At 71.6% G+C, this 24,516-nt stretch carries 30 protein-coding genes and 1 riboswitch; of the genes, 20 read left to right on the forward strand and 10 right to left on the reverse strand.

What is annotated here, in order from left to right:
• Positions 1–44: 44 nt before the first annotated feature.
• The 5 genes from EIY87_RS45415 to mrf all read right to left on the reverse strand — a co-directional run bounded on the left by EIY87_RS45415 (position 45) and on the right by mrf (position 4,306).
• Entirely contained in the window at positions 45–1,409 is a 1,365-nt protein-coding gene (locus EIY87_RS45415) for an IS4 family transposase (protein WP_225440432.1), read from the reverse strand.
• A 197-nt stretch (positions 1,410–1,606) separates the two neighbouring features.
• Positions 1,607–2,665, reverse strand: coding sequence for a GTP-binding protein (locus tag EIY87_RS45420; RefSeq protein WP_125316284.1), 1,059 nt, complete (start codon positions 2,663–2,665; stop codon positions 1,607–1,609).
• Entirely contained in the window at positions 2,662–2,811 is a 150-nt protein-coding gene (rpmF, locus tag EIY87_RS45425; protein WP_125316285.1) for a 50S ribosomal protein L32, read from the reverse strand. The genes EIY87_RS45420 and rpmF overlap by 4 nt, the downstream gene beginning before the upstream one ends.
• Positions 2,811–3,065 (reverse strand): type B 50S ribosomal protein L31, encoded by a 255-nt coding sequence (locus EIY87_RS45430; RefSeq protein WP_125316286.1) that lies wholly within the window; start codon positions 3,063–3,065, stop codon positions 2,811–2,813. The genes rpmF and EIY87_RS45430 overlap by 1 nt, the downstream gene beginning before the upstream one ends.
• Positions 3,062–4,306, reverse strand: coding sequence for a ribosome hibernation factor-recruiting GTPase MRF (gene mrf, locus EIY87_RS45435; RefSeq protein ID WP_125316287.1), 1,245 nt, complete (start codon positions 4,304–4,306; stop codon positions 3,062–3,064). The genes EIY87_RS45430 and mrf overlap by 4 nt, the downstream gene beginning before the upstream one ends.
• Positions 4,307–4,384: 78 nt before the next feature.
• On the opposite strand from mrf, the gene rpmB reads away from it, so the two are divergent.
• The 5 genes from rpmB (at position 4,385) to cobA (ending at position 6,657) form a co-directional block, all read left to right on the forward strand.
• Positions 4,385–4,621, forward strand: a complete 237-nt coding sequence (gene rpmB / locus EIY87_RS45440; RefSeq protein WP_086860064.1) for a 50S ribosomal protein L28 — start codon at positions 4,385–4,387, stop codon at positions 4,619–4,621.
• Positions 4,621–4,788: a 50S ribosomal protein L33 gene (gene rpmG / locus EIY87_RS45445; protein ID WP_003091682.1), complete on the forward strand. Its 168-nt coding sequence runs from the start codon at positions 4,621–4,623 to the stop codon at positions 4,786–4,788. Before rpmB ends, rpmG begins: the two co-directional genes overlap by 1 nt.
• A complete protein-coding gene (gene rpsN / locus EIY87_RS45450; RefSeq protein ID WP_125316288.1) occupies positions 4,788–5,093 on the forward strand; it encodes a 30S ribosomal protein S14 in 306 nt (101 codons plus the stop codon). The genes rpmG and rpsN overlap by 1 nt, the downstream gene beginning before the upstream one ends.
• Positions 5,090–5,344 carry a 30S ribosomal protein S18 gene (gene rpsR / locus EIY87_RS45455; RefSeq protein ID WP_125316289.1) on the forward strand — a complete coding sequence of 85 codons (255 nt, stop codon included), beginning with the start codon at positions 5,090–5,092 and terminating at the stop codon, positions 5,342–5,344. The genes rpsN and rpsR overlap by 4 nt, the downstream gene beginning before the upstream one ends.
• 86 nt (positions 5,345–5,430) lie before the next feature.
• Positions 5,431–6,657: a uroporphyrinogen-III C-methyltransferase gene (cobA, locus tag EIY87_RS45460; RefSeq protein ID WP_125316290.1), complete on the forward strand. Its 1,227-nt coding sequence runs from the start codon at positions 5,431–5,433 to the stop codon at positions 6,655–6,657.
• Here the strand turns inward: cobA and EIY87_RS45465 are convergent.
• Positions 6,645–7,523: an alpha/beta fold hydrolase gene (locus EIY87_RS45465; RefSeq protein ID WP_125316291.1), complete on the reverse strand. Its 879-nt coding sequence runs from the start codon at positions 7,521–7,523 to the stop codon at positions 6,645–6,647. The genes cobA and EIY87_RS45465 overlap by 13 nt on opposite strands.
• A 137-nt stretch (positions 7,524–7,660) precedes the next feature.
• Between EIY87_RS45465 and EIY87_RS45470 the strand changes: the two genes are divergently transcribed.
• Together EIY87_RS45470 and EIY87_RS45475 are read left to right on the forward strand one after the other, a co-directional pair.
• The gene (locus EIY87_RS45470; RefSeq protein WP_125316292.1) at positions 7,661–8,503 is read left to right on the forward strand and encodes a crotonase/enoyl-CoA hydratase family protein; all 843 of its coding nucleotides are present in this window, start codon (positions 7,661–7,663) and stop codon (positions 8,501–8,503) included.
• 12 nt (positions 8,504–8,515) lie between these two features.
• The gene (locus EIY87_RS45475; RefSeq protein ID WP_125316293.1) at positions 8,516–10,219 is read left to right on the forward strand and encodes an AMP-binding protein; all 1,704 of its coding nucleotides are present in this window, start codon (positions 8,516–8,518) and stop codon (positions 10,217–10,219) included.
• 3 nt (positions 10,220–10,222) lie between these two features.
• Here the strand turns inward: EIY87_RS45475 and EIY87_RS45480 are convergent, their stop codons facing one another.
• Both EIY87_RS45480 and EIY87_RS48840 read right to left on the reverse strand, forming a co-directional pair.
• Positions 10,223–10,612, reverse strand: coding sequence for a hypothetical protein (locus EIY87_RS45480; RefSeq protein WP_125316294.1), 390 nt, complete (start codon positions 10,610–10,612; stop codon positions 10,223–10,225).
• Between the two features lie 33 nt (positions 10,613–10,645).
• Positions 10,646–11,146, reverse strand: coding sequence for a hypothetical protein (locus EIY87_RS48840; RefSeq protein WP_125316295.1), 501 nt, complete (start codon positions 11,144–11,146; stop codon positions 10,646–10,648).
• Positions 11,147–11,459: 313 nt separating this feature from the next.
• On the opposite strand from EIY87_RS48840, the gene EIY87_RS45490 reads away from it, so the two are divergent.
• The 9 genes from EIY87_RS45490 to trxA all read left to right on the forward strand — a co-directional run bounded on the left by EIY87_RS45490 (position 11,460) and on the right by trxA (position 16,180).
• A complete protein-coding gene (locus EIY87_RS45490) occupies positions 11,460–11,669 on the forward strand; it encodes a hypothetical protein (protein ID WP_086864868.1) in 210 nt (69 codons plus the stop codon).
• Between the two features lie 118 nt (positions 11,670–11,787).
• Positions 11,788–12,291 carry a hypothetical protein gene (locus EIY87_RS45495; protein ID WP_125316296.1) on the forward strand — a complete coding sequence of 168 codons (504 nt, stop codon included), beginning with the start codon at positions 11,788–11,790 and terminating at the stop codon, positions 12,289–12,291.
• Entirely contained in the window at positions 12,288–12,908 is a 621-nt protein-coding gene (locus EIY87_RS45500) for a CDP-alcohol phosphatidyltransferase family protein (protein WP_125316297.1), read from the forward strand. The genes EIY87_RS45495 and EIY87_RS45500 overlap by 4 nt, the downstream gene beginning before the upstream one ends.
• A gap of 88 nt (positions 12,909–12,996) precedes the next feature.
• Positions 12,997–13,380: a glycine cleavage system protein GcvH gene (gcvH, locus tag EIY87_RS45505; protein WP_125316298.1), complete on the forward strand. Its 384-nt coding sequence runs from the start codon at positions 12,997–12,999 to the stop codon at positions 13,378–13,380.
• 115 nt (positions 13,381–13,495) lie between these two features.
• A complete protein-coding gene (gene garA, locus EIY87_RS45510; RefSeq protein ID WP_086864865.1) occupies positions 13,496–13,966 on the forward strand; it encodes a glycogen accumulation regulator GarA in 471 nt (156 codons plus the stop codon).
• A complete protein-coding gene (gene ftsR / locus EIY87_RS45515; RefSeq protein WP_191984511.1) occupies positions 13,963–14,709 on the forward strand; it encodes a transcriptional regulator FtsR in 747 nt (248 codons plus the stop codon). The genes garA and ftsR overlap by 4 nt, the downstream gene beginning before the upstream one ends.
• A gap of 213 nt (positions 14,710–14,922) precedes the next feature.
• The gene (locus tag EIY87_RS45520; protein WP_009078856.1) at positions 14,923–15,396 is read left to right on the forward strand and encodes a bifunctional nuclease family protein; all 474 of its coding nucleotides are present in this window, start codon (positions 14,923–14,925) and stop codon (positions 15,394–15,396) included.
• Positions 15,397–15,437: 41 nt separating this feature from the next.
• Entirely contained in the window at positions 15,438–15,833 is a 396-nt protein-coding gene (locus tag EIY87_RS45525) for a MerR family transcriptional regulator (protein ID WP_125316300.1), read from the forward strand.
• An 11-nt stretch (positions 15,834–15,844) separates the two neighbouring features.
• A complete protein-coding gene (gene trxA / locus EIY87_RS45530; protein WP_125316301.1) occupies positions 15,845–16,180 on the forward strand; it encodes a thioredoxin in 336 nt (111 codons plus the stop codon).
• On the opposite strand, the gene EIY87_RS45535 is transcribed toward trxA, so the two are convergent.
• On the reverse strand, positions 16,161–16,772 hold the full coding sequence (locus tag EIY87_RS45535; protein ID WP_191984512.1) for a TetR/AcrR family transcriptional regulator: 612 nt from the start codon (positions 16,770–16,772) through the stop codon (positions 16,161–16,163). The two genes, trxA and EIY87_RS45535, sit on opposite strands and share 20 nt — an antisense overlap.
• A 300-nt stretch (positions 16,773–17,072) precedes the next feature.
• On the opposite strand from EIY87_RS45535, the gene EIY87_RS45540 reads away from it, so the two are divergent.
• The 4 genes from EIY87_RS45540 to EIY87_RS45555 all read left to right on the forward strand — a co-directional run bounded on the left by EIY87_RS45540 (position 17,073) and on the right by EIY87_RS45555 (position 24,013).
• Positions 17,073–17,651 carry a MerR family transcriptional regulator gene (locus tag EIY87_RS45540; RefSeq protein ID WP_125316303.1) on the forward strand — a complete coding sequence of 193 codons (579 nt, stop codon included), beginning with the start codon at positions 17,073–17,075 and terminating at the stop codon, positions 17,649–17,651.
• A gap of 42 nt (positions 17,652–17,693) precedes the next feature.
• Positions 17,694–17,792: riboswitch (glycine riboswitch) on the forward strand.
• 170 nt (positions 17,793–17,962) lie between these two features.
• Entirely contained in the window at positions 17,963–20,839 is a 2,877-nt protein-coding gene (gene gcvP, locus EIY87_RS45545) for an aminomethyl-transferring glycine dehydrogenase (protein WP_125316304.1), read from the forward strand.
• A gap of 55 nt (positions 20,840–20,894) precedes the next feature.
• Positions 20,895–21,842 carry an NAD-dependent epimerase/dehydratase family protein gene (locus EIY87_RS45550; RefSeq protein WP_191984513.1) on the forward strand — a complete coding sequence of 316 codons (948 nt, stop codon included), beginning with the start codon at positions 20,895–20,897 and terminating at the stop codon, positions 21,840–21,842.
• Positions 21,839–24,013, forward strand: coding sequence for a glycosyltransferase family 2 protein (locus tag EIY87_RS45555; RefSeq protein WP_125316305.1), 2,175 nt, complete (start codon positions 21,839–21,841; stop codon positions 24,011–24,013). The genes EIY87_RS45550 and EIY87_RS45555 overlap by 4 nt, the downstream gene beginning before the upstream one ends.
• On the opposite strand, the gene EIY87_RS45560 is transcribed toward EIY87_RS45555, so the two are convergent.
• The gene (locus tag EIY87_RS45560; protein ID WP_125316306.1) at positions 23,943–24,440 is read right to left on the reverse strand and encodes a GtrA family protein; all 498 of its coding nucleotides are present in this window, start codon (positions 24,438–24,440) and stop codon (positions 23,943–23,945) included. The two genes, EIY87_RS45555 and EIY87_RS45560, sit on opposite strands and share 71 nt — an antisense overlap.
• Positions 24,441–24,516: the final 76 nt, after the last annotated feature.

Below are 24,516 nucleotides of genomic sequence, written 5' to 3' on the forward strand. Positions count from 1 at the left end.
GTCATTCAGGACCTCCGAAGACCTGAATGACCAAGGCCGGGCAGTTAGGGCGGGGTGGTGCGTGTCAAGGGGCTTGTCGCGGCGTTGGTGACGGTCACGTCGATGGCGGCCGTGAGGCAGCTGCGAGGTTGTCGGGGTTTCTTGTAGGCGTATTTGGATAGCGGTCGCTTGACGGTCCGGGGACAGATCCGGGCCCGGCGGGTGGGGTGCAGGCCGGCCAAGACCTGGCGGCCGATGGTGCCGACCAGGTCGATGCGGGTGCCGGCGATGACCGATCGGGCGGTGATGATCTGGTCGCGGGCGGCGTGCAAGGCGATGCTGAACCCGGCCCGGTCGGGGTCGAGGCCGGGGCGGGAGCCGGTGGCGTCGGTCATCGCGATCCGCAGGATCTGGTAGGTCACCAGCAGCGCCCAGAGTTCTTGCTCGACCCCGGCCGGGTTCCGGGAACGCAGGACCCGCCCGCGGGTGAGGGTGTGCTTGAGAGCGAGGTAGGCGGTTTCGATGTCCCAGCGCTGGTGGTAGAGCTCGATCAGTTCGGTGGCCGGATAACGCTGGGGGTCGAGCAGGGTGGTGACCAGCCGGTAGTGCTCGCTGCGGCGGGATCCGTCGGCGGTGGTGACGGTGATGCGGGCTTCGATGATCCGGACTTCGACTCCGCCGATGATCGAGGTGATCGATCCGTCGGTGTGGCGGCCGGTCCGGGGTGGGCGCCGGTTGGCTTTGAGCCGGATCAGCAGGTCCGCGCCGGTGCCGGCGGCTGTGGTGATGAAGGTGGCGGCGTCGAAGTTGCGGTCGGCCAGCAGCACCGTCCCCGGGCGTAGCCGGGGCAGAAGCTTGCTCGCATAGACCAGCTCGCCGTCGGCGGGACTGCCGAACACTGCGGCGATCAGCGCGCGGGTGCCGCATTCGACCAGGGTGACCAGCCGCAGCAGCGGATAGCCGGTGTCCGGGTGGGCGGCGGTGCGGGGTTTGTCGGTCCAGGTCTGGTTGGTGCCGCTGTCGGGGATAGCAATGCCGGTCCCGTCGATCGCCACCAGCCGCAGGCCGCGCCAGCACACCCCTGGGGTGCGCGGCCAGGCGAGCGGACCGGCCAGCAGCTCGAACAACGCCGTCAGCGGAGGCACCCCGACCCGGCGGCGGGCCTGACGCAACGCCGAGGTCGAGGGTGTCACCAGCTTCAGCCCGTCCAGTCCCGCGGTCAGCTTCGACCACACCCCGCGGTACCCGAGCTCGGGAAACAGGCCCATTGCCAGCAGGAAGTACATCGCGACCCGAGCGGGCAGCAACCGCACCCGCCGCGGCGCTGCGGGGGTCGACTCGGCCAGTACGGCATCGACCATCTCGAAGGGCACGATCTGGGTCAGTTCGCCGAGGTGGCCTGGGGCGAAGACCCCGGCGGCGACACGCACCGCCCGGGTTATGACAGACTGCGCGGACAACGGAGCTCCCGCCGAACGTTGATCTTGGTCGACGATGTTCTAGCGGAAGCTCCGTTGCCTTATGTCACAGGGGTTGACACCACACCCACACCCTTAACTGCCCGGCCTTGCCTGAATGACTCATTCAAGACGTCGGCGAAGCCGCCGCCGGGCCAACGGCAAGCCGCTCAGGCGTGGACGTGGACCGGGCCCCACTCCGGGAACGGGTCCGGTCCGGTGGCCTCGCCGAGGCATTCGTGCAGCGCCTTCAAGAGCGCCTCCCCGGCGAGGTCGACGCCGATGAACACCAGTTCCTGCCGCGGTGCCTCGGCCACCCCCTGCGGCTCGAACCGCGCCACCGCGCCCGCCTGGGACCACAGCCCGGTCACCCCGGGCCGGGACGCCAGCGTGAAGAACCCCTTGGACCGCAACACGGTCCCGAACTCGCCCGAGTCGAAGCGCCGGGTCACGAAGTCCCACAGCGCCGCCGGGTCGAACGCCCGTGACGCGCGGAAGACGACGCTGGAGATGCCGTACTCCTCGGTCTCCGGCACGTGGTCGCCGTTCAGTTCGGCCACCCAGCCGGGCGCTTCCTGGGCCCGCGCGGCGTCGTACCGGCCGGTGCCGAACACGCGCTCCAGCGGGACTTCCCCGAAGCTGCCGGTGACGACGTCCGCAGCGGGGTTGAGCCGCCGCAGCGTCGCCACCAGCCGGTCCAGCTCGGCGGGCGGCACGAGGTCCGTCTTGTTGAGCAGCAGGACGTCGGCGAACTCGACCTGGTCGACCAGCAGGTCGCTGACCGTCCGCTCATCGCCGGCGTACTGGTCCAGCCGCCGCTCCACCAGCGAGTCGCCGGCCGCCAGCTCACGCGCGAAGTTCGCCGCGTCCACCACCGTCACCATGGTGTCGAGGTGGGCGACGGACTCCAGGAACGTGAACGTCGCCGCCACCGGCATCGGCTCGGAGATCCCGCTGGACTCGACGAGCACGTGGTCGAACCGGCCCTCGGCGCACAGCCGCGAGACCTCCTCGAGGAGGTCTTCGCGCAGGGTGCAGCAGATGCACCCGTTGGTCAGCTCGACGAGGCGCTCCTGCGAGCGCACGAGGCCCGCGTCGATGTTGACCTCGCTCATGTCGTTGACGATCACCGCGACCCGTGGCCCCGCCCGGTGGGCGAGGATGTGGTTGAGCAACGTCGTCTTGCCCGCGCCGAGGAAGCCGGACAGCACCGTGACCGGAACGCTCACGAGTGGAAGTGCCGCATCAGCCGCCGCGGCACCAGCCGCACCTCGCCGTCGACCTTGATCGGCACCAGGTCCGGCACCGCGGCCTTCCACTGCGACCGCCGGGAACGCGTGTTGCTGCGCGACTTCTTGCGCTTCGGGACGGCCATCAGCGCGTACCCCGCTTCCCGTAGCGGCGGTGGAACTTCTCGACCTGCCCGGCGCTGTCCATGATGCGCTGGGTGCCGGTCCAGAACGGGTGCGACCACGAGCTGATGTCGACCACGACGAGCGGGTAGGTGTTCCCGTCGGACCACTCGATCGTCTTGTCGGAGGTGATGGTGGAGCGGGTCAGGAACGCGTCGCCGGTGGACGAGTCCTTGAACACCACGGGGTGGTAGTCGGGGTGGATTCCGGTCTTCATCGTTCTTCCTTTCGGTTCGCCGCGGAGTGCCGCGCCGGGTCGGGTTCGGTGTCCTCGCACGGCTCTTCGTGCCAGTCGCCGAAGGGGTCCGGGTAGCGGGCCCACGCTTCGGGTCCGGCGGCGAGTTCCGCTTCGGTCAGTAGAGCGCCGCGCAGGGCCGCGTCGATCTCGTCGGGCGTTGTCTGGTCCGTCACCACGACCAGTTCCTGCGCCCGGTCGCCGTGCACCGGGTGCCAGCGGAGCGACGCCAGGGTGCGGCGTTCGGGGGAGACGTCCGTCCACTCCGGACCGTCCGGCGCCGCGAGCCACGGGCCGGCGTGGCCGATGCCCAGGCCGCCACCCGCCGACTCGATCCAGAACGCGACGTCCGGCTGGCTGGCCACCCAGGCGCGCCCGCGGGTGCGGACGACGCCGTCGAGCAGCACGTCCAGGGCGTCGTGGAGGCGTTCCGGGTGGAACGGCCGCTGCGCGGTGAACGTGACCAGCCCGATGCCGCAGTCGACGTGCACCGGCGGTTCGCCGCGCAGCAGCGCCCCGTGCATGTCGGTGACCTCGCCGCGCCGCGCGTCCGCCGGGACGGCGTCGAGCACGCTGTGCCCGTCGATCCGGCCGAGTTCGACCCGCGGGACCGACGGCGCGACCCGGTCGAGCACCGCGGAAGCCTTCGCCGCGGTCCAGGCGTCGGCCGCCGCGCCGGCCAGCACCAGGACGTCGGCGAACTCCGCCTGCGAGAGCGCCACCTGGGCGACCGTGCGCTCGTCCTCCGGGCTGGCCTGCAGGTTCCGGTCGGCCAGGACGTCGTCGCCGGTGGCGTCGGCCAGGAACGTCGCGCAGTCGACGACGGTGAACACCGCCCGCAGCTCGACGTCGTCGCTGACGGGGTGGTCGCCGACCAGGACGTTCCGGATCGCCCAGCTGACCGGCTCCGGCTCCATCGCCTCGTCGAGCCGGACGACGATCCGGCGCACCTGGGGCAGCCGGGCGAGGTGGCGCAGCAGCGGCAGCAGGTCCTCGCGCAGCGTGCAGGACACGCAGCCGTGGGCCAGCTCGAGGACGGTCAGCTGGTCGCGCTGCTCCAGCCGCAGCCGGCGGCGGACGACGCCGGAGTGGATCTCGCGCAGGTCGTGGTGGACGACGGCGGTGCCGGGCCCGGCCACGCGCAGCAGCTCGGCGAGCTCGGCGTTCGGGCCCGGGGCGAGGCCGCTCACGAGGACGAGCGGGACGCGGGGGTGTGGGGTCACTGGTGCTCCAGGAATACGGGCGGGGTACGGTGCGTAGAGTAAATGAAAACGAAAACCACTAGCAACTCGGGAGGGTCCGTGTCCGCCGTGTGCCAGGTCACCGGCCGCAAGCCGGGCTACGGCAAGCAGGTCTCGCACTCGCACCGCCGCACTTCGCGGCGCTGGGAGCCGAACCTGCAGAACCGTCGCTACTTCGTGCCCAGCCAAGGCCGCTGGGTGCGGCTGCGCGTCTCCGCCAAGGGCATGAAGACGATCGACAAGCGCGGCATCGAGGCCGTCGTCGCCGAACTGAAGGCAAGGGGAGTGAAGCTGTAATGGCGAAGAGCACCGACGTCCGGCCGATCATCAAGCTGCGGTCCACCGCGGGCACCGGCTACACGTACGTGACCAAGAAGAACCGGCGGAACGACCCCGACCGGATGGTCCTGCGCAAGTACGACCCCGTCGCGCGCAAGCACGTCGAGTTCAAGGAAGAGCGCTGATGGCCAAGAAGTCGAAGATCGCGAAGAACGAGCAGCGGAAGGTGATCGCGGCGCGGTACGTCGCCCGGCGCCGCGAGCTGAAGGCCGTCATCTCCTCGCCTTCGGCGTCGCCGGAGGAGAAGGGTGAAGCGGTGGTCGCGCTGCAGAAGCTGCCGCGCGACGCGAGCCCGACGCGGATCCGCAACCGGGACGCCGCCGACGGGCGCCCGCGCGGGTACCTGCGCAAGTTCGGGCTGTCGCGCGTCAAGATGCGGCAGGCCGCGCACAACGGCGAGCTGCCCGGCGTCTCGAAGTCGAGCTGGTGAGCCGGATGCCGAAGCCGCACCGGGACCGCCCGGCCAAGCGCAAGGTGAACCTGTTGCACGCCAACAAGATCACGCACGTCGACTGGAAGGACGTTGACCTGCTGCGCAAGTTCATCTCCGACCGCGGCAAGATCCGCGCCCGCCGGGTGACGGGCCTGACGCCGCAGCAGCAGAAGCAGGTCGCCACCGCGATCAAGAACGCGCGGGAGATGGCCCTGCTGCCGTACCCGGCCGCGGGGCGGACGAGCTGACGCGGTCACGCCACCCGGGGAGGTTCTCCGGGTGGCGTGACCCACGCTGGGCTGGCGCCGGGGTGAACCACCAATAAACTCCCCGCATGGACGACCCGCACTACCTCTCCGGCCTCCAGCTCAGCGGCCGCCGCGTCGTGATGTTCGGCGGCGGTTCCGTGGCCCAGCGGCGGCTGCCCCGGCTGATCAGCGCGGGTGCCCGCGTCGAACTGGTGTCGCCGCACACGACGCCGTCGGTGCAGGGGATGGTGGACGCGGGCGAGCTGGTCTGGCACGAGCGCCGCTACACCGAGGGCGACCTTCGCGACGCCTGGTACGCGCTGGCCTGCACGAACGACCCGGCGGTGAACGCGGAGATCTGCGCCGAGGCCGAACGCGAGCGCGTGTTCTGCGTGCGCGCCGACGAGGGCGAATCGGGGACCGCGGTGACTCCGGCGTCCGGCCGCCACGGCGGCCTCCTGTTCGGCGTGCTCTCCGGCGGCGAGCCGTTGCGCTCCGCGGCCGTGCGCGACTCGATGCTCGACGGCCTCCACAGCGGCACGATCGAGGACGGCCGCACCCCGCACCCGGAGGGCACCCTGCCCGGCGTCGCCCTGGTCGGCGGCGGCCCGGGCGACCCGGAGCTGATCACGGTCCGCGGCCGTCGCCTGCTCGCGCGCGCGGACGTCGTGGTGGTCGACCGGCTGGCGCCCCGCGAGCTGCTCGACGAGCTGGCCCCCGAGGTGGAGGTCGTCGACGCGGCGAAGATCCCGTACGGCCGCGCGGCCAGCCAGGACGTCATCAACCAGACGCTGGTCGAGCGCGCCAAGGAGGGCAAGTTCGTCGTCCGTCTGAAGGGCGGCGACCCGTACCTGTTCGGCCGCGGCTTCGAGGAGGTCCTCGCCTGCGCCGAGGCCGGCGTCCCGGTGACGATGGTCCCGGGCATCACGAGCGCGTTCGCGGTCCCGGCGGTGGCGGACGTCCCGGTCACCCACCGCGGCGTGGCGCACGAGGTGGTGGTCGTCTCCGGCCACGTGGCCCCGGGCGACGACCGGTCGCTGGTGGACTGGGAGCTGCTGGCCCGCATGCGCGGCACGATCGTGCTGATGATGGGCGTGGAGCGCCTCCCGCAGTTCGCGAAGGCCCTCCTGGACGGCGGCCGCCCCGCGGACACCCCGGTGGCGATCATCGAGGACGGCACGATGCGGACCCAGCGGACGTTGCGCTCCACATTGGACACGGTGGCCACGGACGCGGCGGCGTCGGGTGTCCGGCCGCCCGCGGTGATCGTGATCGGCCCGGTCGCGGGGCTGGCACCGGTTCAGTCTTCGTAGCAGCTCGCGGCGAAGTCCCGGATCGCGTCGGACAGCCGGGTCGGGTCGAACCGCAGCTCGACCGGGCTGCGGGCCTGGACGAACTCCGCCTCCGGCATGTCCACCGCCAGCGTGTCGGCGTCGCCGAACGGGTGGATCGGGTCGCCCTGGTGGCCGATCACCAGCGCGCGCGTCGTGATCTTGCGGCGCACCGACTTCGGGGGCGCGATCCGGCCGAACAGCACGCCGTGCAGCAGGGCCGCCATCGGGGCCGGGCGCTGGGAGAGCGTGTCCGTCACGACGTCGACCCACTGGTTGCCGTGCGGGACCAGTGAGGCCGCCAGCGCCACCGCCTGGACCGTGACCGGCAGGAAGCGGGCCGCCATCAGCAGCGGGGCGAACGTGATCAGCCCGGCGACGATCGCGTTGTCCAGCACCGGCATCTCGACGATCAGGCCGCGGACCCGCGACGGCGCCTGCACCGCGACTTCCAGGGAGACGTTCGCGCCCAGGGACGTGCCGCCGACCACCGCGGACTCGACTTCGAGGTGGTCGAGCAGCGCCAGGGTCTGCTCCGCGAACGACGGCATCGAGTAGAGCCACGACTCGGTCGGCCGGTCGGAGTCGCCGTGGCCGAGCAGGTCGAGCGTGACGACCCGGAAGCCGGCGCGGGCCAGCCGGCGCGCCAGCGGGGCGTGCATGCGGCGGGTCAGCATGATGCCGTGGGTGAGCACGACGACGCGGTCGCCGCTGCCGAACTCCGTGTACCAGAGCCGGTGGCCCTCGTGGTCGAACGAGCCGGTGAGCTCGATCGGGCGGGACGCGCGCCGCACCGGGGCGGCGGGGGGATCGGGCTCGATCGCGGTCGCGCTGCCGGCCGGGCTCATGTCCCACCGTCCTCCCCGTGTCGTGGTGCGAGTCCCTTTCAGGAAAGCATCCCCCGACCACGTTGGCACAGTGACGCGCGGGTCAATTGACAAGGTGCCAATGGCGGGTCGCGGCGGGCATGGGTCAAGATGACCCCATGACCGCTACTGCTGACAGTCTGCCCGACCTCGTCTCCCTCAAGGTCGACATCGACGGCCCCGTGGCCGAAGTGACGCTCCTCGGCCCCTCCAAGGGCAACGCGATGGGCCCGGACTTCTGGCGCGAGCTGCCCCTGGTGTTCCGGGCGCTGGACGCCGACGCGCAGGTCAGGGCGGTCGTGCTGACCGGCAGCGGCAAGCACTTCTCCTACGGTCTCGACCTGCCGGCGATGATGGGCGACTGGGCGCCGATGCTGGGCGGGGACAACCTCGCCGGCCCGCGGACGGCCTTCCTCGACCAGGTGCGGTCGCTGCAGGCGGCGGTCAGCTCCATCGCGGAATGCCGCAAACCGGTCGTCGCGGCCGTTTCGGGCTGGTGCATCGGCGGCGGGGTGGACGTCGTCGCCGCCGCGGACATCCGCCTGGCCAGCACCGACGCGAAGTTCAGCGTCCGCGAGGTGCGCGTCGCCATCGTCGCCGACCTCGGCAGCCTCCAGCGCCTGGCCTCGATCGTCGGCGAAGGGCACCTGCGGGAGCTCGCCCTGACCGGCAAGGACATCGACGCCGCACGCGCCGAGAAGATCGGCCTCGTCAACGACGTGTACGAAGACCAGGACGCGCTGCTGAAGGCCGCGCGGGAACTCGCCGCGGAGATCGCTGCGAACCCGCCGCTCGTGGTGCAGGGTACGAAGCAGGTACTGGCGACGAACACCGAGCGCCAGGTCGCCGACGGCCTCCGGTACGTCGCGGCGTGGAACTCGGCGTTCCTGCCCAGCAAGGACCTCGGCGAGGCGGTCCAGGCGTTCCTGGAGCGGCGCGCGCCGGAGTTCAAGGGCGAGTAACTAGGAGGCAGCGTGACCGCTTCGGAAGTCCACCACGCGTTCCGCGTCGCGCGGGACTACCTGCAGGCCCACCGCGAGGACTACGACACGGCCTACCGCGACTTCGCCTGGCCGGAGCTCGACGAGTTCAACTGGGCGATCGACTGGTTCGACGTGGTCGCGCACGACCCGGACAACGCCGAGCGGTACGCGCTGTGGATCGTCGAGGAGGACGGCACCGAGAACCGCTGGACCTACCCGGAGCTGTCCGGCCGGTCCAACCAGGTCGCGAACTGGCTGCGGAACCTCGGTGTCCGCCGCGGCGACCGGGTGATCGTCATGCTGGGCAACCAGGGCGAGCTGTGGGAGACCATCCTCGCGGCGATCAAGCTCGGCGCCGTCATCATCCCGGCGTCCACGCTGCTCGGCCCGGCCGACCTGACCGACCGCGTGGAGCGCGGCGCGGCCAAGCACGTCGTGGTCCGTTCGGTGGACGCGCCGAAGTTCGCCGGCGTCGAGGGCGGCTACACGCGGATCGCCGTCGGGGAGCCGGTCGAGGGCTGGCAGCCGTACACGGCCGCGTTCGCCGAGTCGCCCGAGTTCGCCCCGGACGGCGCGACCAAGGCCGGCGACCCGCTGCTGCTCTACTTCACCTCCGGCACGACCGCGAAGCCGAAGCTGGTGCAGCACACGCACGTCTCGTACCCGGTGGGCCACCTCTCCACGATGTACTGGATCGGGCTGCAGCCCGGCGACGTCCACCTCAACATCTCCTCGCCGGGCTGGGCGAAGCACGCGTGGAGCAACTTCTTCGCGCCGTTCAACGCCGAAGCGACGGTGTTCCTCTACAACTACAACCGGTTCGACGCCACCGCGCTGATGGCCCAGATGGACCGCTGCGGGGTGACGAGCTTCTGCGCGCCGCCCACGGTGTGGCGGATGCTCATCCAGGCGGACCTCACGGCGCTCAAGACGCCGCCGAAGAAGGTCGTCGGGGCGGGGGAGCCGCTGAACCCCGAGGTGATCGAGCAGGTCCGGAAGTCGTGGGGCGTCACCATCCGCGACGGCTTCGGCCAGACCGAGAGCAGCGTCCAGATCGCCAACACGCCGGGCCAGGACGTCGTGCCCGGCTCGATGGGCCGTCCGCTGCCGGGGTTCGTGGTCGCGCTGGTGGACCCGGTCAGCGGCGAGCGGGCGTCGGAGGGCGAGATCTGCCTCGACCTGCAGCACCGCCCGGTCGGCCTGATGACCGGCTACGCCGGCGACGACGAGCGCACGTCGACGGCGTTCGCCAACGGCTTCTACCACACCGGTGACGTCGGTTCGATCGACGAACGCGGCTACATCACCTACGTCGGGCGCACGGACGACGTGTTCAAGGCGTCGGACTACCGGATCTCGCCGTTCGAGCTGGAGAGCGTGCTGATCGAGCACGACGCGGTGGCGGAGGCGGCGGTCGTCCCGGCCCCCGACCCGATCCGGCTCGCGGTGCCCAAGGCGTACGTCGTGCTGGCCGCGGGCTTCTCCCCGGACGCCGAGACGGCCCGGTCGATCCTGGCGTACTGCCGCGAGCACCTGGCGCCGTACAAGCGGATCCGGCGGCTGGAGTTCGCGGAGCTGCCGAAGACGATCTCGGGCAAGATCCGGCGGGTGGAGCTGCGCGGCCGGGAAAGCGACCCGGCGCGCGGAGCGGGCACGGAGTTCCGGGAAGAGGATTTCCCGGACCTCAAGTCCTGACCCCTAGCCGCGGGTGCCTTCGACCTGGCGGCCGTCCTCCGTCGAGCACGCTGTCACCGGGTCGTTGGCGCCGCTGCCGCAGGTCCAGTCGTCGAGGACGATCGGGCCCGGGCCGTCGGCGTCGTTCGCCTCGGCCGGGGTCAGCTTCGCGAAGTAGTCGGTCAGCAGCTTCGTCGCGGCGGCGCAGTCGACCTTGCCGTGGGCCACGACCGCCGTCTTCGCGCCGCCGGCGCCGGTGACGTCGCCGCACGGGACGCCGGGCGCGGTCGACTCGGCCGCGGCGGCCGCGGGCACGGTGGCGGACGGCGCCGCGGGGGCCGGGTCACCACCGCCGCACCCGGCCAGTGCGGCGGACGCGGCGACGAGCAGCAGGGGGTACGCGAGAGTCTTCATGGGCCCTTCAGGAGCGGAACGGATCGGCGGGGATCACTCGGACGGCACGACGGCGGCGAACACCGTCTGCTCGCCCTTGGAGCAGGTGGTGCCGCCTTGCGCGGCGGGCGGCCCGGAGGTGCACAGCCAGCCGTCGACGGTTTCGTTCACCGCGTCGTTCGAGCCGGCGCCCTGGCGCCCGCCGATCTTGCGGTGGAAGTCGCCGACGAGCTTCGTCGCCGCGGCGCAGCTGACGCCGGCGGAGCCGCTGTCGAAGACGTAGAGCGTCAGCCCGCTGGCGGCGGTCACGGTCCCGCAGGACCCGGGCACCGACGGCGGCGCCCCGGAGGGCTTCGGCGCGGACGGGACCGCGGACGAGCTGCCGGTCGCGGGCGGCGGCGGGGGAGGACTGGCGGACGTCGTCGTCGGGGCCTCGCTCGACACCGAGGGTGACGATGCCGGCGCCGTGGCGGCCTGTTCGGCGGAACAGGCGGCGAGCACGGGCACGGCGAGGCAGGCCACGAGCCACGTCTTCGTGGTGGTCGGGTGGGGCACCGCGATCCTTCCTCCCCGGCTGGCTGGCCCGGTCATTCTGGCCCATCCGGGCGAGGCACCGAGGGGCGACGCGCCCACGGGTGTGCCGGAGATTACTCCAGCCGGGTGGCGGCCGGTCCGGTGGCCGCCGACACACCGTCCACAATGGACGATTAACATTCCGTTCACGCTCCGAAACCTCAGGCTGCCCTTCAGAATCGATCGGTCTAATTCCCGCCGCGCCGGTTAACGATCCGGCCCCGCGTGCCGAAGATCTTGGTGGGAGGCACGAAGAGCTCCCGTCCCCGAAACCCGTCCCGAGCCCGTGAGAGTCATGAACGCCGAAGCTGCGACCAGCACCGAAGACCCGTCCAGTCCGCCGACCGTCCCCTGCACCGTCGTCTGGTGCGGCGGCCGCCCCTACGTCCTCGAGGGACGAGCCGGCCGCGCCCGCTGGATGGGCACCGACTACCGCGGCCGCCCCGAGTCGCTGACCAGCGCGGAGCTGCAGCGCCGCGGCTGGAGCCACCGCCGCGCGAGCTGACCCCGCACCGGGCCGCCGCGACCGCGGTGGCCCGGAGCTTGCGCACGGTGACCGGCCGGCGGAGTGCCTGGCCGCGTGGTCTGCCCGGCGCCACGGGGATGTCGTGAAAGGGTCGTTCATGTCGTCTGGCGAGGTGAACGACTCTTTCATGACATCGCGGGCCGCCGGACTGGCCGCGCCGACCTTGCCGCGACCCCTGACGTTCCGCGCGGTGAAAGGGTCGTTCATGTCGTCTGGCGAGGTGAGCGACCCTTTCCTGACATTGCGGGCCGCCGGATCGGCCGCGCCGACCTTGCCGGGAACCCGGACGTTCCGCGCGGTGAAAGGGTCGTTCATGTCGTCTGGCGAGGTGAACGACTCTTTCCTGACATTGCGGGCCGCCGGATCGGCCGCGCCGACCTTGCCGGGAACCCGGACGTTCCGCGCGGTGAAAGGGTCGTTCATGACGTCTGGCGAGGTGAACGACCCTTTCATCACATTGCGGGCCGCCGGACCGGCCGCGCCGACCTTGCCGCGACCCCTGACCTCCCACGCGGTGAAGGGGTCGTTCCTGACATCGGACCGGCCGGGCGCCGCACCACCCGGCGCCGTCACCCCGCCCCGCTGTTTAATGGCCCGGTGAGCACAGCCGCGCCCGAACCCGCCGCTCAGGCGGGCGCCCCCGAGCCGTCCCTGCTGCGGCAGGCGATGAACGTTCCCAACATCCTGTCCCTGCTGCGGCTGGCCGGTGTGCCGGTGTTCCTCTGGCTGCTGCTCGGCCCGGAAGAAGACGGCTGGGCGCTGGCCGTCCTCGTCTTCAGCGCGCTCACCGACTGGCTCGACGGGAAGCTCGCCCGGTGGCTCAACCAGATGTCGCGGCTCGGCCAGCTGCTCGACCCCGCCGCCGACCGGCTCTACATCCTCGCCACGCTCATCGCCTTCCTGGCGCGCGAGATCATCCCCTGGTGGGTCGTCGTCCCGCTGCTCCTGCGCGAGGCCGTCCTCGGCGTGTGCGTCCTGACGCTGCGCCGCCGCGGGTTCGCGCCGCCGGAGGTCACCTACATCGGCAAGGGTGCCACCTTCGTGCTGATGTACGCCTTCCCGTTCCTGCTGCTCGCGCAGGGTGGCTCGGACGTCGCCGCGGTCGCGCGGCCGATCGGGTACGCCTTCACGATCTGGGGTGGCGTCCTCTACGTCTGGTCCGGCGTGCTCTACGTCGTCCAGGCGCGCAACGCCCTTCGCGGCGCCCGGGACGACTGAGCCGGGCCCGGGCCGGGCGGTTGCGCCGTGTGGGTGTAAGACTTCGCCCAGCACGTTTCGCCAGTGAGGGCATGAAAGGGGACCGCTGGTGTCCGCTCCTGAAGAGCTTCGCTACACCGAGGAACACGAGTGGGTCGCCACCCGCGAGGAGACGCTCGTCCGCGTGGGCATCACCGAGTACGCGCAGGACCAGCTGGGCGACGTCGTCTTCGTCGACCTGCCCGAGGTCGGCCGCCAGCTCAGCACGGGCGACGTCTTCGGCGAGGTCGAGTCGACCAAGAGCGTCTCCGAGCTGTTCGCGCCGGTCGACGGCGAGGTCGTCGCGGTGAACGACGCGGTCGCCGACTCGCCGGAGCTGATCAACAGCGACCCGTACGGCGAGGGCTGGCTGATCGAGATCCGGCTCGACGACCCGGCGGGTCTGGAAGCCCTGCTCGAAGCCGAGGCCTACGACGCGCTGACCAAGGGCTGAAGCCCGCTCCGCCGGTTCGGGGAGCCGGGGCTCGGAGAATCGATCAGGCACGGTACGTTGGCAGCTACACGTTCTTGAGTACTAGGCAACACAGCATGTGTGGAGGAGAGCTCAGGTGAGCACGAACGACGGGCCCGGCGGCGTTCCCCCGGAGCAGTCTCCGGAGCGGACCTCTGTCTTCCGGGCCGACTTCCTGGCCGAAGTCGAAGGCCACGAGCCCGCCCCCGCCGCGGAGGCGCCCGTCCAGGGTGTGGACGCCCTGCCGGCGGGTTCGGCGCTGCTGGTCGTGAAGCGCGGTCCCAACGCGGGTTCGCGGTTCCTGCTGGACCGCGACACCACCAGCGCCGGGCGGCACCCGGACAGCGACATCTTCCTGGACGACGTCACGGTCTCCCGCCGGCACGCCGAGTTCCGGCGTGAGGGCGGCGAGTTCGTCGTCATCGACGTCGGCAGCCTCAACGGCACCTACGTCAACCGCGAGCCGGTCGACCAGGCCGTCCTCGCCGGGGGCGACGAGGTGCAGATCGGGAAGTTCCGCCTGGTCTTCCTGACCGGCCCGGGGCACGGGGGCCAGGGGGCGCAGTGACGGCGGCCGGACGGCCACAACGCGACGGGTTGAGCATCGGGGCCGTTCTCGCGCAGCTGCGCGGCGACTTCCCCGACGTCACCATCTCCAAGATCCGGTTCCTCGAAGCCGAAGGCCTGGTCCAGCCGGGCCGGACGCCTTCGGGGTACCGGCAGTTCGCCGCGGCGGACGTGGAGCGTCTCAGGTTCGTCCTGGCCGCCCAGCGGGACCACTACCTCCCGTTGAAGGTCATCAAGGAGCAGCTGGACGCGGCGGACTCGGGTGCCGGGCCCGCCGCGGCCCTGCCCCGCCCGCCGCGCCGGCTGGTGCCGATCGACGCACCCGCCGAGAACGTCGGCCTGCCCGTGGCGGACGACTTCACCGCGGGCAAGGAGCTGCGCCTGACCCAGGAGGAGCTCCTGGAGCAGGCGGGCATCGACGCGGCCGCGCTGGCCGAGCTGCAGCAGTACGGCCTGGTCCGGCCCGGTCCCGCCGGGTTCTTCGACCCGGACGCGGTGCTGGTGGCGCGGACGGTGCGGGCGATGACCGAATTCGGTATCGAGCCGAGACACCTGCGTGCCTTCCGCGCCGCGGCCGACCGCGAGGTCGGGTTGCTGGAGCAGATCGTGACCCCGGTGTACCGGCATCGTGACCCGGAGGCCCAAGCGAGGGCCGGCGAAGTGGTGCGCGAGCTGGCGGCACTCTCCGTGACGCTGCACACGCTCCTCGTCAAGGCCGGAATCCGTGGCGTCGCCGGGTGTTGATCGTAACGGGGCAGTGAGATCCTCTTTGCGGTCCCATGTCAATGACTGAATGTTCGGCACCGCATGCCGTACCGTGAAGGCACGGGTTTGCGGCAGGCGAACCGAGAGAGTCCGGACAGCGAGCACAGCGCGCGGATGACGGGTAGCGTCGACAGTGGCGGCGCGAAGCCGTTCCACCGCTGAAGCCCGTGCACGAGAGGGAGGCGAAATCCGATGAGCGAAATGCGCGTCGTCGGGGTGCGGGTCGAGCTGCCCGCGAATCAGCCGATCTTGTTGCTGCGGGAAACCGAGGGCGAACGGTACCTGCCGATCTGGATCGGCTCGGTCGAGGCCACCGCCATCGCGTTGGAGCAGCAGGGAGTCCGCCCGGCCCGTCCGCTCACCCATGACCTGCTGAAAGAGGTCATCGGAGCGCTCGGCCGGGAACTCGAGCAGGTCGTCATCACCGACCTCAAGGAAGGCACGTTCTTCGCGGAACTGGTCTTCGACGGCGACATCCGGGTGTCCGCCCGGCCGAGCGACTCGGTCGCGCTGGCCCTGCGGATCGGCGTCCCCATCCACGCCGTGGACGCGGTGCTGGAAGAGGCCGGCCTGATCATCCCGGACGAGCAGGAGGACGAGGTCGAGAAGTTCCGCGAGTTCCTCGACTCGGTCTCGCCGGAAGACTTCCGGGGTGCGGACACGTAAGACCTTGCCTTGACGCGGACGTCAACGTCTAGCGTCGGGGTATGCGGATCGGAGAATTGGCGCGGCGCACGGGTGTCACCACCCGTGCGCTGCGTTTTTACGAGGACCAGGGACTCCTCGCGGCCCGTCGCTCGGCGAACGGCTACCGCGAGTACGACGAGGACGACCTCCAGCTGGTCAAGGAGATCCAGACCCTCCAGACGGTCGGGCTGACCCTGGAGGAGACCCGGCCGTTCGTCGAGTGCCTGCGCAGCGGCCACGAAACCGGTGACTCCTGCGCGAATTCGCTCGAGGTCTACCGCCGCAAGCTCGAAGAAGCCGACGCGCTGCTGGCCCGGCTCGGCGGCATCCGCGCCGAACTGGCCGCGAAGCTCGCCGGCGCGCTCGCCCGGCAGGCGCCCGATCCGTGCGTCGTGCCCGAATCCCCGCGCCCGTGAAGGAGTCCGTCATGTCCGAAGTCAGCGAAGTCACCGACCACACGTTCGCCGAGGTCCTCGGCAGCGACGTCCCCGTGCTGGTCGAGTTCTGGGCCACCTGGTGCGGTCCGTGCCGGATGGTCGGCCCGGTGCTGGCGCAGCTGGCCGCCGAGCGTTCCGGTGAGCTCGCCGTCCGCAAGATCAACGCCGACGAGAACCCGGAGACCACCCGCTCCTACCAGGTCATGTCGCTGCCGACGATGATCCTGTTCCGCGGCGGGGAGCCGGTCGAGACGATCGTCGGCGCGTTCCCGAAGGCGCGCATCGAGGAGCGGCTCGACCGGGCCCTCACGGCGCCGTCGCTTTGACGAACGCGTCCGCCACCTCGCGGCCGTACTTCTCCAGGTCGAGCGCGGGGTCGGCGGCGTAGGCCGCGGCGACGCCGTCGATGGCCTGCGCGATCGACAGCGCCATCACCTCCGGGGTGAACTCGCCGAAGGCGCCCTCGGCCTGGCCCTGCTTGAGCTGACGGGCCAGGCCGTGCACGCGCAGGTCGTCGACCAGCACCTTCGTCATCACCCAGCCGTCGACGTCGTCGGCGTTGGCGGCCAGCTCCGTGAGCACCCGGACGCATTCCGGGTACGTGCGCAGGAACGCGATCGACGTCTCGATGTGCGCCCGCAGGTAACCGGGCCGGTCGGCGGGGTCGAGCCCGCCGCCGGTGCGTTCGGCCAGGTACTGGTTCTTCGTTTCGACGACCGTGCTGAGCACGGCCTGCATCAGGCCTGCCTTGTTCGTGAAGTGGTAGGAGATCAGCCGGGTGCTGCTGAGCCCGGCCCGTTCCTTGATCTTGGCGAAGGTGGTCCGGCGGTACCCGAGGTCGGCGAGGACGCCGATGGTCGCGCCGATGATCTGCGCGCGGCGGGCGGCCTCGGCGGGGCTGAGGCCCATCTCAGCCATGAGGTCAGTGTTTACTTGCATGAGTAAAAAGTTACTCGGCTGAGTAAAAGACGTCAAGGTGTTTGAACCGGCGCGCGCGGGGTACGGCGAACGGCGCAAAGGGTCATCCGACCGTTGAGGCTTGCCGCGCGTCGCGTTGACCGGCACTCTCCCGGCGCTTACCGTCGAAGGAGGTAAATCGCCACGGTGTGATTCACGGTCTGGGGCCGGATCGTGGTGATTGATCTCCGGTGGGTCCCGCTCCTGGGACCTCGCCGGCTGTCATTCGCCGGCCACCAGGTCGGGCGAGGGGAGGCTTGCGTGGTCGAGGCTGGTTCCGAGAAGCAGCCTGTTGAGGTCGCGAGTGGCGAGCAGGGTGAGCTGTTCCCCGACAACTCGCTGCCCGACGAGCTGGTGGGCTACCGCGGCCCGGCCGCGTGCCAGATCGCCGGGATCACCTACCGCCAGCTCGACTACTGGGCCCGGACGAAGCTGGTCGCACCCAGCATCCGCACGGCGCACGGCTCCGGCTCGCAGCGGCTGTACTCGTTCAAGGACATCCTGGTCCTCAAGGTCGTCAAGCGGCTGCTGGACACCGGCGTCTCGCTCCAGAACATCCGGGTCGCCGTCGACCACCTGCGCCTGCGCGGGGTCCGCGACCTGGCCAAGGTGACGCTGTTCTCCGACGGCACCACGGTCTACGAATGCACCTCGCCCGAGGAGATCGTCGATCTGCTCCAGGGTGGCCAGGGTGTCTTCGGCATCGCGGTCAGCGGCGCCATGCAGGAGATCAGCGGGACCATCCACGAATTCCCGGCCGAACGCGCCGACGGCGGCGTCGTCGAGACGCACGAGCCGGACGAGCTCACCCAGCGCCGCAACGCACGCAAGACCGGGTGATCACCGCTGCGGCGGACGGAGTAAGGTTCACGGTGCGGTCGACGAACCCGCGCGGGAGAGTCCGAGCCTCATATTGAGCTCGGCGCCGAAGGAGCAAGTCCTCCCCGGAACCTCTCAGGCACCCTGGACCGCGCGGGTGAGACGCCTCTGGAAAGCGGGTCGTCAGGACACAGCCTGATGGCCCCGCCGACGGTGCAAGCCCGGCTCAACCACGCGGGCGAAACTCTCAGGCGCCCTTCGGGGTACGGACAGAGTGGGGAGGCCGGGACACCGCCGTTCCGGCCCAGCCCCGCTGTCCCCAGGAGGCCTCCGTGGATCCGTCACTCGCCTCCCTGGAACAGGGCACTCCCTTCGCCGAGCGGCACCTCGGACCCGGGCCCGCCGAACTCCGGCGCATCCTCGACGTCGTCGGGGTCGCCTCCCTCGACGAACTCGCCGAGCACGCCGTTCCCGAGTCGCTGCGCGCGTCCGCCGAGCCGCTCGAACTGCCGCCGGCCGCTTCCGAAGCCCAGGCGCTGGCCGAGCTCCGCGCGCTGGCCGCGCGCAACCGGCCGACCGCCGCGATGATCGGGCTCGGCTACCACGACACCGTGACCCCGCCCGTGATCCGGCGCAACGTGCTCGAGAACCCGGCCTGGTACACCGCCTACACGCCGTACCAGCCCGAAATCTCCCAAGGGCGGCTGGAAGCGCTGCTCAACTTCCAGACCATGGTCGCGGACCTGACCGCGCTCCCGGTCGCGAACGCCTCCCTGCTCGACGAAGCCACCGCGGCCGCCGAAGCGATGACGCTGGTGCGCCGGGCCGGCCGGGCGAAGTCGAACCGGTTCGTCGTCGACCGGGACACCCTGCCGCAGACGCTCGCCGTGCTGCGGACGCGGGCCGAGCCGCTCGGGATCGCGCTGGTCGTGGAAGACCTGTCCCAGGGACTCACCGGGCTGGGGCTCGGCGGCGACTTCTTCGGCGTGCTGCTGGCCTACCCGGGCGCGTCGGGCGCGGTGCGCGAACTCGACCTGACCATCGCCGAAGCGAAGAAGCACGGCGCCGCGGTGGTCGTGGCCGCGGACCCGCTCGCGTTGACGCTGCTGCGGCCGCCGGGGGAACTCGGTGCCGACGTCGCCGTCGGGTCGACGCAGCGGTTCGGCGTCCCGCTCGGGTTCGGTGGCCCGCACGCGGCCTACCTCGCGGTGCGGAAGGGGCTCGAGCGGCAGCTGCCGGGCCGCTTGGTCGGCGTTTCGGTCGACGCCGACGGCGCGCCCGCGTACCGGCTCGCGCTGCAGACGCGCGAGCAGCACATCCGCCGCGAGAAGGCGACGTCGAACATCTGCACCGCGCAGGTCCTGCTGGCGGTCATGGCGTCGATGTACGCCGTGTACCACGGGCCCGACGGTCTCCGCGCGATCGCGCTGCGGGCGCACCGGATGGCCACCGTGCTCGCCGCCGGCCTGGCCGAAGGCGGCGTCGAGGTCGTGCACGGCGAATTCTTCGACACCGTGACCGCGGCGGTGCCGGGCCGGGCGGACGCGGTCGTCGCGGCGGCCCGCGACCTCGGCGTCTCCCTGCGCCGGATCGACGACGACCACGTCGGCGTGGCCTGCGACGAGACGACCACCCGCGAGCGGCTTTCGTTCGTGTGGAAGGCGTTCGGCGTCTCGGTGTCCGATGTGGACGGCCTGGACGCGGACACGGCCGACGCGCTGCCGGCGCCGCTGCGGCGCACGAGCGGGTTCCTCACCCACCCGGTGTTCCACGAGCACCGGTCCGAGACCGCGATGCTGCGGTACCTGCGCCGGCTGGCCGACCGGGACTACGCGCTCGACCGCGGCATGATCCCGCTCGGCTCGTGCACGATGAAGCTCAACGCCACCGCCGAAATGGAGCCGGTCACCTGGCCGGAGTTCGCCGGGCTGCACCCGTTCGCGCCCGCCGAGGACGCGGCAGGCCTGCTCGAGGTGGTGGCCGACCTGAGCGCGTGGCTCGCGCGGATCACCGGCTACGACGCGGTTTCCCTGCAGCCGAACGCCGGGAGCCAGGGCGAGTTCGCCGGCCTGCTGGCGATCCGCGCCTACCACCGCTCGCGCGGCGAGGACGCGCGGGACGTCTGCCTGATCCCGGCCAGCGCGCACGGCACGAACGCGGCCAGCGCGGTGATGGCGGGCATGCGGGTGGTCGTCGTCCGCTGCGACGACGCCGGCGACATCGACCTCGCCCACCTCCGGTCCACTGTGGACGAGCACCACGCCGACCTGGCGGCGATCATGCTGACCTACCCGTCGACGCACGGGGTGTACGAGGACACCGTCGGCGAAGTCTGCGCGGCGGTGCACGACGCGGGCGGGCAGGTGTACGTCGACGGCGCCAACCTGAACGCGCTGATCGGCGTCGCCCAGTACGGCCGGTTCGGCGCCGACGTGTCGCACCTCAACCTGCACAAGACGTTCTGCATCCCGCACGGAGGCGGCGGTCCCGGCGTCGGCCCGATCGGCGTCCGCGCGCACCTGGCGCCGTTCCTGCCGAACCACCCGCTGCAGCCGGCGGCCGGCCCCGGGACCGGCGTCGGCCCGGTCAGCGCCGCGCCGTGGGGCAGCGCGTCGATCCTGCCGATCTCGTGGGCGTACGTCCGGATGATGGGCGCCGAGGGCCTGCGCCGGGCGACGCTCGTGGCGGTGGCCAACGCCAACTACATCGCCCGGCGCCTCGGCGAGCACTACCCGGTGCTGTACGCCGGGCGGTCGGGTTTCGTGGCGCACGAATGCATCCTGGACCTGCGGCCGCTGACCAAGGCCACGGGCGTGACCGTCGACGACGTCGCCAAGCGGCTCGCGGACTACGGCCTGCACGCGCCGACGATGTCGTTCCCGGTCGCGGGCACGCTGATGGTCGAGCCGACGGAGAGCGAGGACCTGGCCGAGCTGGACCGCTTCTGCGCGGCGATGATCGCGATCCGCGCGGAGATCGACCGCGTGGCGTCGGGGGAGTGGCCGCTGGCGGAGTCCCCGTTGCGGCTGGCCCCGCACACGGCCGCCTGCCTGGCCGGCGAGTGGGACCGGCCGTACAGCCGCGAGACGGCGGTGTTCCCGGCCGGCCGGACCGCGGCGAAGATCTGGCCCCCGGTCCGCCGCATCGACGGCGCGGCCGGCGACCGGAACCTCGTCTGCTCCTGCCCGCCGCCGGAAGCCTTCGCCTGAGGTTCGCGCGCGGGTCCACGGCGTGCGCACAGGTTCGGGAGGTAGGTTGACCGCCATGGCGAGTGCGCACGGTCCCGATCGGACGTCCGTGGTCGTGACCGGCGGGAGCGGCTTCATCGGCCGGGCCGCCGTGCGCGCCTTCCGCGACCGGGGCGTCCCAGTCACCGTCGTCGACCGGGTGCCGTTCGCCGAGGACATCGACGGGGTCCGCGTGGTGACCGGTGACCTCCGCGAAGCCGCCGTCCGCGAGAAGGCCGTCACCCCGGGGACCGCCGGGATCGTGCACCTCGCCGCGCTGACTTCGGTGCTCAAGTCGGTCGAGCTGCCCGAAGACACCTTCGCCGACAACGTCCTCGTCACCCAGGAACTGCTCGAACTCGCCCGCCGCCGGGACGTGCCGAAGTTCCTGCTGGCGTCGACCAACGCGGTGATCGGCGACGTCGGCACCGCGATGATCACGGCGGACCTGCCGCTGCGGCCGCTCACGCCGTACGGCGCCACGAAGGCGGCGTGCGAAATGCTGCTCTCGGGTTACGCCGGCGCGTACGGCATGACGACGTGTGCGTTGCGGTTCACCAACGTCTACGGCCCGGGAATGTCCCACAAGGACAGTTTCGTGCCGCGCATGATGCGCGCCGCGCTGTCCGGCACCGGCGTGAAGGTCTACGGCGACGGGCGGCAGCGCCGCGACCTCGTGCACGTCGACGACGTCGTCGGGGCGATCCTGTCGGCCTTCGACAGCGGGTACACCGGCCGCGCGATCGTCGGCGCCGGGCGTTCGGTCTCGGTGCTGGAGATGGTCGAGGCCGTCCGCGAGGTGACCGGCGCCGAGCTGCCCGTCGAGCACGTCGCGGCGCCGGCGGGGGAGATGCCCGCGGTGGTCGTCGACGTTTCGGCCAGCGCCGCGACGATCGGCTACCGGCCGTCGGTCTCGCTGGTGGACGGCCTGGCCACGGCGTGGAAGTACTTCTCCGGGCTCGACCGTCCGAACGCGACACCGTGACGACGTTCCCGCGCCGCCACTGGCTGCTTCTCCTCCTGCTGGTCCCCGCGATCGTCCTGCGGGTGCTGACCTGGCTGGCCTACCGGCCCGCGCTGCTGTACATCGATTCGTTCCGCTACATCGACAACCTGCACGCGCTGCGCGCGGACCAGCTGAACCCGATCGGCTACGACCTCGTGCTGCGGCCGCTGCTCGCGGTCGGCGGGCTGGCGTGGGTCGCGGCGGTCCAGCACGCCGGCGGCATCCTCGTCGCGATCGGCCTGTACGCGCTGGTGCTGCGGCTGGGCGGCCGCCCGTGGGTCGCCGCGCTCGCCGCGGTGCCCGTGCTGCTCGACGCCTACCAGCTGCAGATCGAGCAGAACATCATGTCCGAGGTGACGTTCGAGGCGGTGCTCCTCGGGCTCCTCTGGCTGGTGCTGGGGTGGGGCGAGCCGGGCTGGAAACGCGCGAGCGCGGCAGGCCTGGTGCTCGGCTTCGGCGTCCTGACCCGGCTGATCGGGGTCTCCCTTGCCCTGCCGCTGCTGGTCTTCCTGGTCGTCGCCGGGGGTGCGTGGCGGCACTGGGCGGGCTGGCGCCGGGCCGGTGCGGGAGTGCTGGGGCTGCTCGTCGTGCTCGTGCCGTACTCGGCGCGCGTGCACGCGGAGACCGGCAAGTGGGGGCTGACCGGGCCGTCCGGGAACATGCTCTACGGCCGCACCGCCGCCGTCGCCGACTGCGCGAACCTCCACCTCGCGCCGGAACTGCAGGTGTTCTGCCCGGCCGAGCCGCGCGAAACCCGGCTCGTGGACAACTACACGCACGCCGACCTCGACCCGAACTGGCCGGGCCCGCTCCCGCCGGGCGCCGACAAGGCCGCGCTGGCCCACGAGTTCGCGATCGCCGTCCTGAAGGCGCAGCCCGGCGACGTCGCCGAAGCGATCCTGAACGACTTCGCCAAGAGTTTTGCGTGGTCCCGTGAGCAGGACCCGACCGACGTGCCGCTCGACCGGTGGCAGTTCCAGCTGTCGTACCCGCAGTGGGCCGACCAGTCGCTGATCGACCTGGTCACGCTGCAGAACGACGGCGTCGTCGCGAGCGTCGACCAGCCACTGGCGAAGGTGCTGCGCGACTACCAGCTCGGCGGCGGGTACGTCTCGGGCGGGGTGCTCGGGATCGGCGCGGTGCTCGGCCTGCTGACGGTCTTCCGCCGCAAGAAGCCGCGGGACCCGGCGCGGGCGGGGGCGCTCCTGGCGGCGTCGAGCGGCCTGGTCCTGCTCTTCGCTTCGGCGGTCTTCCTGTTCTCGTGGCGCTACCAGATCCCGGCGCTCGTGCTGTTCCCCGTCGCCGGGGCGCTCGGCTTCACGACGCTGACCTCGGCCAGCCGGAAACGCCTCGCCGCCTTCCCCGACGACGTCGACGCCGCGGCGCGGGCCGGCTTCCGGGATCGGCACCCCGAGCTGAAGCTCGCTCCGCTGACCGTGGTGATCGCGGCCTACAACGAGGCCGGCGGCATCGGCGAGGTCCTGGAGAAGATGCCGGACCGGTGCCTCGGGCTGCCGGTGGACGTCCTCGTCGTCGTCGACGGCGGGACCGACGACACGGCCGCGATCGCCGAGGCGCACGGCGCGTACGTGTGCGTGGCGCCGCGCAACCGCGGCCAGGGCGCGGCGCTGCGGCTGGGCTACCACCTGGCGGCCGAGTGCGGCGCCGAGTACGTCGTGACGACCGACGCCGACGGGCAGTACGACAACACCGAGCTGGAAGCGCTGGTCAGCCCGGTGGTCAAGGGGACCGCGGACTTCGTCACCGGGTCCCGGCGGCTCGGGCACGAGGAGGCCGACAGCCGCGTGCGGTGGCTCGGTGTCCGGGTGTTCGCCGTGCTGGCGTCGGTGCTGACCGCGCGGCGGATCACCGACACGTCGTTCGGGTTCCGCGCGATGCGGGCCGAGCTGGCCTGCGCGGTGCCGCTCAACGAACCGCAGTACCAGTCGTCGGAGCTGATGCTCGGCGTCACCGCGCGCGGTGCCCGGGTGCTCGAGCTGCCGATGAGCATGCGGCTGCGCAAGGCGGGCAAGAGCAAGAAGGGCGGCAGCCTGGTCTACGGCGCCAACTACGCGCGCGTCATGACCGGGACGTGGTGGCGGGGGTACGTGCTGCGCCGCGGCCGAACACGAGCCGGTCGAGCAGGGTGAACTTCACGACGAACACCAGCGCGTAACTGGCGACGTACGCGCCGTCGACCAGCACGATCCACCAGAAGTGCGGCAGCTCGAGCGGGGTCAGCAGCGAGCCGGCCAGCGTCGTCAGGCCGATCGAGGCGAGGCCGCCGAGGCCGATGACGGCCAGGTAGGGCAGCAGCTCCCGCCGGACGCGCGGGCGTCCGGTGCGGCCCCACACCCAGCGGCGCGTGACCAGGAAGTTCAGCACCGCCCCGGCGGCCCAGGCCAGCGCGCTCGCCAGTGCCGCGGCACCGCCGGTGGCCAGCACGGCGAGCAGGACGACCTGGCTGAGCACCGTGGCGGCGACCGACGTCGCGGCGGCGCGGGCCAGCCGGGCCCAGCCGCGGCGGCGGATCTTCTCCGTTGTGCGGGGCCGCACGCCGTTGGTTACGGTCGTCATGTCCCCATCCTCCCCGCGGGCCGGCCGCGCCGCCGTCCGACCCCCTCACGCATAGGAGATTCACAGCTCTTTGCCA

Source organism: Amycolatopsis eburnea (assembly GCF_003937945.1).
Lineage (GTDB): Bacteria > Actinomycetota > Actinomycetes > Mycobacteriales > Pseudonocardiaceae > Amycolatopsis > Amycolatopsis eburnea.

Bases quoted from the DNA above. Each gene is read 5' to 3' on its own strand.
- EIY87_RS45495 (WP_125316296.1), top strand. From the start codon at position 11,788: ATGTCGTCTGGCGAGGTGAACGACTCTTTCATGACATCGCGGGCCGCC.
- EIY87_RS45550 (WP_191984513.1), top strand. From the start codon at position 20,895: ATGGCGAGTGCGCACGGTCCCGATCGGACGTCCGTGGTCGTGACCGGC.
- rpsN (WP_125316288.1), top strand. From the start codon at position 4,788: ATGGCCAAGAAGTCGAAGATCGCGAAGAACGAGCAGCGGAAGGTGATC.
- EIY87_RS45535 (WP_191984512.1), bottom strand. From the start codon at position 16,772: ATGGCTGAGATGGGCCTCAGCCCCGCCGAGGCCGCCCGCCGCGCGCAG.
- EIY87_RS45525 (WP_125316300.1), top strand. From the start codon at position 15,438: ATGCGGATCGGAGAATTGGCGCGGCGCACGGGTGTCACCACCCGTGCG.
- trxA (WP_125316301.1), top strand. From the start codon at position 15,845: ATGTCCGAAGTCAGCGAAGTCACCGACCACACGTTCGCCGAGGTCCTC.
- EIY87_RS45465 (WP_125316291.1), bottom strand. From the start codon at position 7,523: ATGAGCCCGGCCGGCAGCGCGACCGCGATCGAGCCCGATCCCCCCGCC.
- EIY87_RS45470 (WP_125316292.1), top strand. From the start codon at position 7,661: ATGACCGCTACTGCTGACAGTCTGCCCGACCTCGTCTCCCTCAAGGTC.
- cobA (WP_125316290.1), top strand. From the start codon at position 5,431: ATGGACGACCCGCACTACCTCTCCGGCCTCCAGCTCAGCGGCCGCCGC.
- EIY87_RS45480 (WP_125316294.1), bottom strand. From the start codon at position 10,612: ATGAAGACTCTCGCGTACCCCCTGCTGCTCGTCGCCGCGTCCGCCGCA.
- EIY87_RS45520 (WP_009078856.1), top strand. From the start codon at position 14,923: ATGAGCGAAATGCGCGTCGTCGGGGTGCGGGTCGAGCTGCCCGCGAAT.
- rpmF (WP_125316285.1), bottom strand. From the start codon at position 2,811: ATGGCCGTCCCGAAGCGCAAGAAGTCGCGCAGCAACACGCGTTCCCGG.
- EIY87_RS45560 (WP_125316306.1), bottom strand. From the start codon at position 24,440: ATGACGACCGTAACCAACGGCGTGCGGCCCCGCACAACGGAGAAGATC.
- EIY87_RS45490 (WP_086864868.1), top strand. From the start codon at position 11,460: ATGAACGCCGAAGCTGCGACCAGCACCGAAGACCCGTCCAGTCCGCCG.
- EIY87_RS45430 (WP_125316286.1), bottom strand. From the start codon at position 3,065: ATGAAGACCGGAATCCACCCCGACTACCACCCCGTGGTGTTCAAGGAC.
- rpmG (WP_003091682.1), top strand. From the start codon at position 4,621: ATGGCGAAGAGCACCGACGTCCGGCCGATCATCAAGCTGCGGTCCACC.